We start from the raw sequence: 12069 nt of genomic DNA on the forward strand, positions 1-12069 counted from the left end.
TCTGGTTACTAACTTACGTTTCTTCTTTTTTGTGATCGCGGTAAAACTCGCAGAGCGAAAAGGTAACCTGAGGAAATTCTTAGGATTTACCCTAAACAACCCGATTCAGGTCAAAAGAGAGGTGAAAAAAACACACGGAGGGATAGGGTAAACGATTGAAAGTAGCTATAATGCGCCCGCCTCCATGTAGCAATGCAGGCGCGGAAGATCGTCATCTCCGGTGAGGTGGCTGGATTTCAAATCCAGTTGGGGCCGCCAGCGGTCCCGGGCAGGTTCGACTCCTGTGATCTTCCGCCAGTTTGTTTCTACTTAACTCTTCCGAAGTCAGTACCCCCGATTCTAACCCATTGTTTATCAGGATTTTTTGCACCATGAGGTCAACCCGTAATTTGGGGATGCATTATCATGGCAAACTTTTCCCAGCGGCATTTGCAGCATAATAAACGCAATCCGTCTAATGAGCTTCAACAGGGATCTCTGGCATACTAGGTTGATTACAGCAATTTTAGTCAGATCTATGCGGAGGCGACATGACAGATAAATACTTTATTCCATCCCCTGCTGGTGAATTCGTTATGTTTGCCAGCGATGACGGTAAAGTACGCGTTGAATGCCGCTTTGAGCAAGAAACACTCTGGCTCCCACAGGCAACCATCGCAAACCTTTATCAGATTACTCCCCAAGCCGTTACCCAGCACATTAAAGCGATCTATGAAGAAGATGAACTTGACCAAAACGCAACCTGTAAGTCTTACTTACAAGTTCAACAGGAAGGTAGTCGCCAGGTAAGTCGCAATCGGCTTCACTACAGCCTGTCTGTCATCCTTGCAGTTGGCTATCGGGTTCGCTCCCCCCGCGGCACACAGTTCCGTCAGTGGGCCACCCAGACGCTCCAGGAATACCTGATCAAAGGTTTTGTGATAGACGATGAGCGACTGAAAAATCCGCCAGTTGGCACATCGGCTGTACCTGATTACTTTGATGAGATGCTCGAGCGCATCCGCGATATTCGCGCCAGCGAGCGCCGGGTGTATTTGCGGGTGCGGGAAATTTTTGCGTTAGCTGCCGACTATCAACCGTCGCTAAAGGAAACCACGCAGTTTTTTCAAACTATCCAGAACAAGTTGCATTTTGCCTGTACCGGCCATACCGCTGCTGAACTCATCCACAAACGTGCCGATGCCAGCCAGCCGCACATGGGCTTAACCAGCTATAAAGGCGAAGAGGTACGTAAAGGAGATGTGACAGTAGCAAAAAACTATCTCAGCCAGGATGAAGTCAGTGAGCTCAACCGCGTAGTTAACATGTGGCTGGATTTTGCTGAGGATCAGGCCCGTCGTCGTCGACAGGTATTTTTACGCGACTGGCAGGATAAGCTGGATCAATTTCTTCAATTTAACGACCGTGAGGTTCTACAAGGCGCGGGTAAAGTCAGTAAGAAAATAGCCGATGAAAAAGCGCAGGCGGAGTATGTTCAGTTTGCCGAACAACAACGGCATTTAAAAGAAGCCCAAGGCGAGCAGGATATTGCCACTTTGCTACAGTGGAATAAAGTGCCGAAAAAGTAGCTCAGAATATCCCCAAACGTCACAGACAAAATTGTTGGAGGGTATAAAACATAGCTCATTTACCCAATACAAACATGGTTTTAAAATCAACATGTTAAGCATTAAATAAAATCGGTGTAACCATCCCAGACAACATTTTCAACCACGATGGCAAGAGGCTAAACACCAGCTTTACGATCCCCGTGATACCGTAGATGCAGCAAGGGAAAGGGGTTGCCTTGCCCGTCCAGTTCCGAGCGTCCAACCGACACAAACCCCATATGGCGATAAAACTCAACACCCTGCGTATTTTGCTCGTTCACATCCAGTTCATTCGCACCGAGCTGTTCAATTGCGTATCTCAGCAACATTTTTCCCGCGCCTTTTCCCCGGCTCGCATCGTCAACGAACAGCATTTCCACGCGATTATCGTCCACACCCACAAAGCCGTGAATCATGCCCAGCGTATCGCGAGCAAAAAAGACGTTTAAGTTGGGCAAATAGCGATGGAGCAATAGCGGACGTAGCGCCGCGATATCACTCGCCTGTAAAAAGTGGTGCGTCGCGCTAACGGAGGATTCCCAAATCGCGATAAGGCGAGGGAAATCTGAGGGTATTGCGGATTCAATATTCATTTTATGAAGGTAAATACCTTACTGCGCTGTGCCAGTACCTGAGTTTCTCAAAGCTTTTCACATATCGCCATATTCAGCCGGACAAATTCATCCCAACCAATCACATCCCGTAGCTTTGCGCGATAATAATCCTCAACCCGACACACCAGCGGACGCGTCGTGTAGATGGCGCACAAATGGGTCTCTTCAACGAAATGCTGGCAAACGCCGTCACCGCGATCGAGGAAGGCCGTTTCGGGGCTGGCGTTGACCCTGCGGCAACATTTGCCGCAGGCGTTACAGGGGAAAGGCGTGAGCGCGTCGTCACTCATGCAAATTGGCTAAGCCGTGAGGCAAGGCGCTGCGCTTCCAGTACGCTCTCGCTCAAGGCTCGATCCTGCTGGCTGGCCATATCCCGTGCCGCTTTAACCTTGTCCAGCTGCGCGTCAAACCAGGGCGTTAAGGATTCATCCACCAGCCGTATCGCGTTTGCTTCAAACTGCGAGGCCGTAGTATGGGCGAAGTCATCGATCTCCTGCAGAAAGCGTTCCCATTCGCGTCGCTGCTGTTCGCTATGCTCGCGCGCTTTTTTGGTCTCGTTATCTTCAGCGAAGATATCCCACAGCGAGCCGATCACGGTAATAGCGGGCCCGACGTAAGGGATCCATTTTCCTACTACCGCCGCCCCCCATTTTTCCATGGTTTTCGGTCCAATGCCTTTCATTAGCGAAGGTAGCCACTCTTTTACCAGCTTCAGGCCGCTGACAATGTGCTCCGGTCTGGCAAGGGATCCCAGCGAGTTCACGGCATGATTGACCATCTCCGCGTTGATCCCGCCTTTTTCGGATGGATCGGCGCGATCCGCTCCCGGCTGGGTGTCTGGCATTTGCGGCAGGCCGTTCAGCGTATGGCTTTGCCCCTGACGGGTCAGCGTCGCTTGCAGGCTATCGACATCGTCTTCAAATCGCTGTACCAGATACTCCATCTCGCGAGTTTGCACCCTCTCAATAGCCCCGCTGGCCTGAATGAATAAGCTTTCGATCCTGGCCTGCGCATGCTCAGGGTCCTGACGGAGTGCCGCTTTACTTCCACGGTACATGTCGTCGCGCTGGCGTCTGACCTCATCGACAATATTTTTACGACACTCATGTTGCTGCACGACCATGTTTTTCAGCAGCGTATCGACATGACGCACCGTTTCACTGGTGGACTGGCGGTCGAGCGTCTGAAGAAGTTTGTCCAGAAAAGCGTTCAGTTCGCTCCCCAGTCGACGATAAATATGCTGGCTGTCGATGCTGGCAATAAACGCCGTTAATGTCTCTTCGAACTGCGGAAACTCGCTCAGTCGTAACAGACCGGGGACATTGTCCAGCTTCGCCTGCAACGCCATCTCCGCATTAACCCGCAGCACAGGAATATCCTGCAAAACATCCTCCATTCCCTGCTCTGCAGCCAGCGCCTGGAGGCGAATGCGAATATCATTTTTAAGACGGGTGAAGACCTCCACGTCCATGCGATCTTTATCGTTGAGGACCAGGAAAAGCTTTTTCTTCGCCTGTAAAATCTCAATCAACACCTTGAGGGTTTTCTCTTCCTCGGCGGCACCAGAGGGGTTGACGACAAAAATCACCGCGTCGGCTTTCAGCATCTGCTCGCGGGTCACTTTTTCGTGTTCCATGGGTGCATCCACCCCCGGCGTATCCAGAATAATGCTGTTGTTCCAGCGGTAATCATCCACGCTGCTGGTCATTGGAATATCGCCGGTTTTTGCCACGCGCTCGCCGATGAGGGCGTTAATTAGCGTACTTTTACCGGCGTTATAGACGCCATACACCATGATGCAGGCATCTGGCTGAAGACGTTTATCGTCAAACTGTTGCTGAACCGGAGCAAACTCACGCGCAAGTTCAGGAAACTGGTTTGCCAGTTTCGCCGTAAGATCGAAGGTGGCAAAAAGATCGGCTGCGGACATTTCCATCATGTTAGTGAACCTTGCTGGCGAGCTGTTTTTCGGTACGTGTTTTCAGCGCGATCAACGCACGCTCAAAGGCTTTAATTTCATCATTGAGCTTCGTGCAGGACGCTTCCATATCCTCAAGTAACGCGCTAAACAGCGTGTTAACTTTATGCCGGATTTCGCGCTCAATGCTGTCGTGATAGAAACTCAGCACCTGATCCCGCACCTCGTTGAGGTTGTCGCCCACGGCAATTTCAATTGTGCGCGTCGTCTGCTGAGCGCTGTCGCCTGTCATGGAACCAATGCCCGCGCCGATGCTGGCACCGATTGCCGCGCCCACCGGACCGAGTAACATGCCTGCGGCGCCGCCTAACAATGCGCCTAGTCCACCGTTACGTCCCCGTGTGCTTTTGGTGTATCCCTCCGGGATTTGCTCGGTGACTTTCTCCAGCGAGAACGACGGCAGCGTCAACGGCGACTGGTGCCACGTTGTGATCACTGCCGTTTTAAACGCCTTCATTACGTCGTCTAAAATGGCCTCCAGCGCGTTGTCTACCCGCGTGGCCCTGAGGTTATCCCACTGAGGCTGAGCCTCCTGCAGCGCACGGTTGAGGTGCTGTTCATCATCGCGAGACGCTGCCATGGCATCAAAGCGCGAAACGATGGCATTGCGCAGGGCAGATTGCGCCTCGCGCGTGGCGGGCACGACCTTTTTCTGCACGTTTGCGTTCAGGTTACTCAGCATCGTTGCCCACGAGCCCGTTAGCTGGTGATATTCCGCCACTTCCAGCAGGCAACCGGTTAAGAAGTTTTTAAAATTGGTCATTGGCACGGCGCGCTTCATGCGCACGCCACGCGCCTGTGATATTTCATGCAGTCGGGCAAAAAGCTGCCCCATGCCGCTGTCGTGGATGGCCGCAGGGTTGTCAGCATGTAATTCCGCATAGCGGGCCGAAACCGACAAAATATCCACGTCGCTGGCATCAATCTGGCTGCTTTGCAGTTCGTCGCGCACGAATTTCTGCTGCATCTCGCGATCCTGGCGGGATTTCATTACGCAAAGCTCTGTCGGCTCCTCCCTGACCGCATCCCAGCCGTGCTGTTTTTTATCGCTACCCGTCAGCAACAGCATGATGCTTTTTTCTTTGCCAACGAGCTGGCGGATCTCATGGAGATCGCTGGCCCTGCCCGGCGCATCCGATTTCATGGTATACAAAATCAGGTCAGCATGATCGGCATGCTCTTTCGCCAGCTCGCCATTTTGTGACCGCACGGAGTGCAAGCCTGGAGAATCAACCCAGGTCAGGCCCGGCAGGCGAAAGCTTTGAATGGAACTGGTCGCCTCCGTTGCATCCACGCGGAATTTGCCCTGCTTCTCTGCTTCGTGCTGCGCATCGCCGTTTTCGGCATCCGTATTGTCATAGGATTTATAGCTCAGCGCGGTGTTGCCTTCCTGCTGCTCAGCGGTCGGATTAACATGCCCCCAGGCCATATAATTCCCCAGCGAGCTTTTACCTGATTTCACCTTCCCATAAACATATACCAGCAGCGAATCTTCAAAGTTCTGGCGAAAGCTTAGCCCTTTGTTTTGTTTCTCCAGCTTGGTTTTCCAGGCCTTATCGAGCGTCTTTAGCCCGGAGATAAACCCGCCCAACGACTCACTTAACGGGCTGGTCTCCGGCAGCTTTGCCTGCGCGTCTTCCAGAAGCCCGAACAAATTGGTGCGAAACCGTGTGTAGTGGTCCGCAAAGGTTTTATCTAACGCTTTGGCCTGGTCCAGCGAGGCATCGAATTGCGCCTGCAGCGTCTGAAAAGAGTCCAGCAGGTCTTCGCGCAGCATCTCGTTATTCATGTGTTCTCTCACCTTCTTAGCGACTCAAATGCTGGCGAATGCGCTCAAACTGCTCGCGGTAGTCCTGAAGCACCTGCAGTTGTTCCTGGCAATCAATCAGCTCGTCCACGGCGTCATAAAATTGTTCCGTCATGGTCAACTCAACGTCGTAGCAGGCCTCAAACTCCGTGAGGTTTTCCCGGGTAGTGCGATTCAACATCACGAGTTCATTGATATCAGTGAAAGATTCCGCAACCACGCGCTTGTATTGTTTTCCGGTTTGTAAAACGACGGCTTTAAAGGCCGGCTGACTTTGCCAGGCGACATCGACCCACCCCGTCAGCGTGTGCTCGAAATCAGCGCGACGCTCCTCACCTTCTTTTATGAGCGCCGCTTTGATGGAGTCACGCTCCTCCTGCTGTTCGCGCTCGCGACGTTCCCGTTCGGCGCGTTCCCGGCGGCGGCGTTCTTCGTCGTCTCCGTTACCGTTTGAGCTGTCGTCATCGCTGGATGCAGAAGCAATGAGTGCGCCTACGCCTAAAACCGCTGCGCCAATTAACCACGGAAGTGCCATTTGCTCTCTCCTTAGACAGCGGGGAAGTTTTTGAGGGAGTGCTCCATTGAAGCGCGGAAGTTTTCCATCACCTTATCGAAAGGCTGGAAACCGTTTTGAATTTGAGATTTCTTGCGCACAAATTGTTCATGCAGCGCCGTCTCAGCCTGGATAAACTCCGCGATAATCTCTTCTACGGCCACGCGTTGACGCTCACGTTTTACGTTAACCGCATCGGTATTTAATCCGTCCAGATGTTCCGCCAGATCGTAAAGACGGCTGGCGCGAATAAGACCTTCCTGTTTTTGCATTACGCCCGCGTGGAAGCGTGAACCCGAAAGGGCATAGCAGCGTGGCATAAAGCCAAGGTCGTCGCGGCATTGTTCCAGCATGCGCTTTTCAATAGCAGCGATATTCTCAGCGCTTTCGACATCCGCTTTGCTCAGAATAAGAATGATATTTTGTTCGGCATACTCGCCGAATGAGGCTTTAAGCTGGCGCAAAAAATCCATTTCTATCTGTTCCAGCTCACCCTGAGGCTGGTGTACAAACAGGACGATATCCGCTTTCGCCGCACCCTGCAGCGCAATCAGGTCATCGGCATTATTGGCATCAAGGCCGGGAGTATCGAGAAAAACAAAATCGTCGGTTTCAAATTCGCTTAATTCCGCCGTTTCACGGATGTCATTCGTGCGAAAACATTCGGTTTGAATGTGGTTCGTGAGCATATTGAGCAGAAAGCTTTTTCCGGCATTCATTAATCCCCACGCGGCAATAATCGGTTTACCTGCGGTGATTTCCTGCTCAAGTAAGGCATCTGCCTTTTGTAATAACGAGGCGTGCGAAGGTGTACAGACATTAACCATTGGGGGGTCTCGCTGCGTTAAAGGTGATGAAAATGGCTTAACTCTTTTAGAAAGAGTTAACGGCCAAAAAAAAAGAAACTTAAGACGCCCTACGATTATTGATAGGAAGCGTGAGGATAAGAGTAGAGCGTGGCGCTGACAGCTTGTGTCAGTTCAAAGCGGGTGTCCGATCAATTCTGATCGAATTTAACGTCATCTTTTACAGGGGCGACTTTGCGATATGTTTGCCGTTCAGATTGGCCTGAACGGGCGTATAACGACGCGCAACGATATTACTCTACGGCAATCACGAATATCGTTGCGCCCTGTTTACTGTTTTACCCACACCAGTTGGTCGACGCGGAACCCCAGCCCTTTGGCGATATTCAGGTAATCTTGCTTCACCGCGTCCGGCATATTTGGCGTACGCGACAGGAGCCAGAGATAATCGCGATTCGGTCCACTGACCAGCGCGTACTGATATTTATCATCAAGCGCAATCACGTTATATCCGCCGTAGAACGGGCCAAAGAAGGAGACTTTCAGCGCAGCCGTGGTGGGCTTGCCGGTGAAATAGGCCTTACCTTCGCTCTCATTCCATTTATTTTTTACCGGATCGTAGCCCCGGTTCAGCACGGTGATACCGCCATCGCTACGCTTACCATAGGTTGCCGTTACCTGTTGCAGCCCGCGCTCAAAGCGGTTTTCCAGGCGGGCGACCTCGTACCATTTGCCTAAATAACGGCCAGCATCAAAATCAGTAATGGGTTGAACCCCTTTAGGCGGGGTCGGTGATTTACAGGCCACCAGCGCGAGGGAAATCGCGACACCTGTTAAAACGGGCCATAACTTCATAAGAACTCCTTTCCAGTGCACCTAGGTTAGTAAGTGTAGTGCACGCAGCACCGGCTTTATTCAACGGATGACCAATCGCCGTATATTAAGACTTATCTTTTAGCGGGCGACTTATAGCATTGGCAGGTTTGTCCGCCGTTGCGCGAACAATATCACCAGGCGTAATGCAAGGGTCGCCCCGTAAAAGGGGTGCTCCAGTTATCACGAAAAGTTGAATACTCTTTTGCAATCAACCTGCTAGATTTTCCCTTGTGATTTAATCTGACAGGACATCAACATGAATAAACTCTCTGGCCTTATTATTCTTTCTTCTCTGGCAATGGTTCCAGCGGCATTTAGCGCACCGGTCGGTACATTAAGTGTTCATATTCTGAATCAGCAAACCGGGCTTCCCTCCCCTGGCGTCACCGTCACGCTGGAAAAACAGCAGCAGAATAACTGGACGTCTGTCGCGAGCGGCAAAACCGATGCTGACGGCAGAATTAAATCCCTGTATCCACAGGATCAGGACATGCAGCCAGGTGTCTATAAAGTGACGTTCAAAACGAACGATTACTTCCAGAGCCAGAAACTGGAATCCTTCTTCCCGGAGGTCCCGGTTCAGTTCACCGTGACCCGCACGAACGAAAAACTGCACATTCCCCTTCTGTTAAGCCAGTACGGGTATTCAACCTATAAAGGCAGCTGATCCTCTCTGGCGCTTAATACCCTCTGTTAAGCGCTTTTTTTGACATCCTATCTCCCTGATATTACTCACTATAAAAAATTAAACCCTCCAAAACTTAGACAAACAATATTATTTGTGTAAGTTTTAGCTATACTGTTTTTATCGTCGCAAACAGATTTCCGGAGGAGCGCCTCATGAACAAGCAGCCCGTACTAGGTATCAGCGGATGCCTGACCGGATCGGCCGTGCGCTTTGACGGCGGCCATAAACGAATGGGATTTGTGATGGATGCGCTGGCAAAACGGGTGACCTTCAAACCCGTCTGTCCGGAGATGGCGATTGGCCTGCCGGTTCCGCGTCCGGCGCTGCGCCTGGTAAAAACGACCGTTGGCGATATCCAGATGCGTTTTACTCACGCACCGCATGATGACGTTACCGATAAAATGGCTGATTTTACGGCGAAGTATCTGCCCACTGTCGCCCATTATGACGGCTTTATTGTCTGCGCTAAGTCACCCAGCTGCGGCATGGAGCGCGTCCGTCAGTATGACGAAAAGGGGAATCAGGGCAGCAAAGTTGGGGTGGGGACATTCACCGCAGCCTTAATGGAAAAATACCCGTGGCTGCCGGTGGAAGAAGACGGACGCCTGCACGATCCGGTGCTGCGCGAGAACTTTATTGCCCGGATATTTGCCCTGCATGAGCTGAACACCCTTCGCGATAAAGGACTGACGCGCGGCGCGCTGCTGGCCTTCCACAGCCGCTATAAGCTGCAACTGCTGGCGCATAACCAGCGCGCATACCGTGAAATTGGTCCTTTTGTCGCATCGCTTCACGAGTGGAAAGATCTCGATGATTTCTTTGTGGCCTATCGCGATAAGCTGATGGCGATCCTCAAACAGCCTGCATCGCGTAAAAACCACACCAACGTGCTGATGCATATTCAGGGCTATTTCCGTGAAAAACTGAACGCCCGCCAGCGTTCCGAACTGCGCGAAGTGATCCTGAATTACCGCGCGGGGCTGTTGCCTATCCTCGCGCCATTGACCCTGCTGAAGCACTATCTGGCAGAACATCCGGATAACTATCTGCTGACGCAGAACTACTTTGATCCCTACCCCGATGAGCTCGGGTTACGGCTCGCCATCAGTTAACGCTTCATAACGCGAAGGCCCCTTGCCCGAAGGGTCCGAACAGGTAGCACCCTTAGACGACATCCTCACTGTCGTCTTTTTTTATGTTTTTTTCTAATAATACTGGCATTATATACAGGGTTATAGGACAACTGCGGGTGCTTCCTGATGATTAAAACGCTGCACATTGAAAACTACCGCTCAATTCGTCGCCAGTCTCTGGAGCTGGAACAGCTCAATATTGTGTTTGGCCCAAACGGCAGCGGTAAATCCAATATTTATAAAGCCATTCATCTGATGCACAGCGCGGCACAGGGGCAGTTTTCGCAGGCGCTGGCAAACGAAGGGGGCATCCTTAAGGTTTTCTGGGCAGGAAAATCACGCAGCGACCAGCTACGGCGCATGTCGCTGGCGGTAGAAACCGATACGTATGAGTACGAACTGCAGGTCGGTTTCGTCGAAAAAGTGCCTTATCCCTCTCAGTTCAACCTCGACCCCGTAATCAAAGAAGAGTCAATTTGGCTGAGCAACCAGCATCGCCGCCCCTCTGCCCGCCTGATGCAGCGCAAGAATCAGACCGTTTTCCTCAACAACGTCCATCACGAAAAGGTGACCCACAGCGGCACGCTGTATGAGAACGAATCGGTGTTTGGGCAACTGGGTGAGCCGCATCTTTATCCGGAGGTGTCGCAGATGCGCGAATCGCTGCGCAACTGGCGTTTTTATCACGAGTTTTCCGTCTCCTCCGGCTCGGCGATGCGGGCTCCGCAGGTCGGCTTTCGCTCGCCGATCCTGGCCAGCGACGGCGCAAACCTGGCGGCCGCTTTCCAGACCATTGTCGAAATTGGCGACGAACTGCTGCTGATGCGCATTCTGGATCAGGCTTTTCCCGGCTGCGTCTTTTACAGCGACAATAGCGACGGCCGTTTTCGCATGATGATGCAGCGCGAAGGATTAAGCCGTCCGCTCGAGCCCGCCGAGTTTTCCGACGGTACGCTGCGTTTTCTGTGCCTGGCTGTGGCCCTGTTAAGCCCGCGCCCGCCGGCGTTTATTGCCCTTAACGAGCCTGAAAATAGCCTGCACCCGCAAATGCTGCCCGCGCTGGCGAGCCTGATTGCCGAGGCCAGCCGCTACTCGCAGATCTGGCTCACCAGCCACTCGCCGGAACTGGCAGAGCTTATCGAAAAACACTGCGCCTTTTCGCTCTATCAGCTGTCGATGGAGGAGGGGGAAACGCGGATGCAGCAGCTTCGCTGAACCTGTTACCCGTTCAGAATTATGCGTTGCGAAACGTCTTTCGCCACTCGGCGGGACTGACGCCGAAACGCGATTTGAACTGTTGCCGGTAGGTGACGGGCGAGACAAAGCCCACCTGTTCTGCCACGGTTTCAATGGGCAGGCTGCCTGATTCCAGCAGGATCTGGCTGCGGCGCAGACGTTCGGCAGTGAGCCAGTCGGCAACGGTCATACCCGTGGCTTTCACGAAGTGGCGGGTTAAGGTACGGCGGCTCATTGAAACCACCTCTGCCAGCGAGTCCAGGTTGTGCCGCTCATGAATATGGCGCTGCAGATAATCGATCAGGCAGTTTATTCGCGTATCACGGGTGTTTTCCGGAACCGGCTGGGCGATAAACTGCGCCTGTCCCCCTTCGCGGTGCGGGGGGACGATCATCCGGCGGGCAATCTGATTCGCCACCACGCTGCCGAAACGCTGGCGAATAATGTACAGGCAACAATCAATCGCCGCCTGGTCCCAGTGATCCTCATGAGTATGGGTCACAATAACCGCATCGACATCGACAATCTTATCCACTCCGAAAGGGAGATCGACCATCGGATTGCGTATTTCAGCGTGTGCCGTTCCTGGAAAACCCGGCCAGGCACCTTTAGGCGCAAGCATCGGGTCAATCAGAAAGCGTTTTCCTGCATAGGTAATAATCTGGGTCGCATTGCGAATTTGGGTAATCTTCATCGTCATTCCTCCATTAGGGTATGACGAAAGAATAATCCCGGCCTGCTTTTTGCGATGTGGGCATACGGGCGATGATCGATGAAATCGGGCCAACG

General features: G+C 52.4%; 12 protein-coding genes and 1 tRNA gene. 5 read left to right on the forward strand and 8 right to left on the reverse strand.

Translation table 11 applies throughout. The features are described from left to right. Positions 1-202 precede the first annotated feature (202 nt). Positions 203-297, forward strand: a tRNA-Sec gene (locus LZP96_RS15450). Between the two features lie 233 nt (positions 298-530). Beyond that, entirely contained in the window at positions 531-1568 is a 1038-nt protein-coding gene (locus tag LZP96_RS15455) for a virulence RhuM family protein (RefSeq protein WP_064324275.1), read from the forward strand. A gap of 158 nt (positions 1569-1726) precedes the next feature. Here LZP96_RS15455 and LZP96_RS15460 read toward each other — a convergent pair whose 3' ends face one another. The 7 genes from LZP96_RS15460 to LZP96_RS15490 all read right to left on the reverse strand — a co-directional run bounded on the left by LZP96_RS15460 (position 1727) and on the right by LZP96_RS15490 (position 8202). Further along, on the reverse strand, positions 1727-2182 hold the full coding sequence (locus LZP96_RS15460; RefSeq protein ID WP_064324274.1) for a GNAT family N-acetyltransferase: 456 nt from the start codon (positions 2180-2182) through the stop codon (positions 1727-1729). A gap of 47 nt (positions 2183-2229) precedes the next feature. Further along, positions 2230-2493, reverse strand: a complete 264-nt coding sequence (locus tag LZP96_RS15465) for a YkgJ family cysteine cluster protein (RefSeq protein WP_071892298.1) — start codon at positions 2491-2493, stop codon at positions 2230-2232. Further along, on the reverse strand, positions 2490-4142 hold the full coding sequence (locus LZP96_RS15470) for a GTPase (protein WP_258926158.1): 1653 nt from the start codon (positions 4140-4142) through the stop codon (positions 2490-2492). The genes LZP96_RS15465 and LZP96_RS15470 overlap by 4 nt, the downstream gene beginning before the upstream one ends. Before the next feature lies 1 nt (position 4143). After that, the gene (locus LZP96_RS15475) at positions 4144-5970 is read right to left on the reverse strand and encodes a dynamin family protein (RefSeq protein ID WP_258926159.1); all 1827 of its coding nucleotides are present in this window, start codon (positions 5968-5970) and stop codon (positions 4144-4146) included. 16 nt (positions 5971-5986) lie between these two features. Beyond that, positions 5987-6523: a hypothetical protein gene (locus tag LZP96_RS15480; RefSeq protein ID WP_064324271.1), complete on the reverse strand. Its 537-nt coding sequence runs from the start codon at positions 6521-6523 to the stop codon at positions 5987-5989. Positions 6524-6534: 11 nt separating this feature from the next. Next, complete coding sequence (locus LZP96_RS15485; RefSeq protein ID WP_064324270.1) at positions 6535-7368, reverse strand: GTPase; 834 nt, start codon at positions 7366-7368, stop codon at positions 6535-6537. Positions 7369-7677: 309 nt separating this feature from the next. Further along, positions 7678-8202: a lipocalin family protein gene (locus LZP96_RS15490; RefSeq protein WP_064324269.1), complete on the reverse strand. Its 525-nt coding sequence runs from the start codon at positions 8200-8202 to the stop codon at positions 7678-7680. 277 nt (positions 8203-8479) lie between these two features. Between LZP96_RS15490 and uraH the strand changes: the two genes are divergently transcribed. The 3 genes from uraH (at position 8480) to LZP96_RS15505 (ending at position 11259) form a co-directional block, all read left to right on the forward strand. Beyond that, entirely contained in the window at positions 8480-8890 is a 411-nt protein-coding gene (uraH, locus tag LZP96_RS15495) for a hydroxyisourate hydrolase (RefSeq protein WP_064324268.1), read from the forward strand. A 173-nt stretch (positions 8891-9063) separates the two neighbouring features. Then, positions 9064-10023 (forward strand): YbgA family protein, encoded by a 960-nt coding sequence (locus LZP96_RS15500; protein ID WP_064324267.1) that lies wholly within the window; start codon positions 9064-9066, stop codon positions 10021-10023. A 147-nt stretch (positions 10024-10170) separates the two neighbouring features. Continuing rightward, positions 10171-11259, forward strand: a complete 1089-nt coding sequence (locus LZP96_RS15505; protein WP_064324266.1) for an AAA family ATPase — start codon at positions 10171-10173, stop codon at positions 11257-11259. Between the two features lie 19 nt (positions 11260-11278). Here the strand turns inward: LZP96_RS15505 and LZP96_RS15510 are convergent, their stop codons facing one another. Beyond that, positions 11279-11980 (reverse strand): helix-turn-helix domain-containing protein, encoded by a 702-nt coding sequence (locus LZP96_RS15510; protein ID WP_071892295.1) that lies wholly within the window; start codon positions 11978-11980, stop codon positions 11279-11281. Positions 11981-12069: the final 89 nt, after the last annotated feature.

The organism is Huaxiibacter chinensis, from assembly GCF_022171985.1.
Lineage (GTDB): Bacteria > Pseudomonadota > Gammaproteobacteria > Enterobacterales > Enterobacteriaceae > Enterobacter > Enterobacter chinensis_A.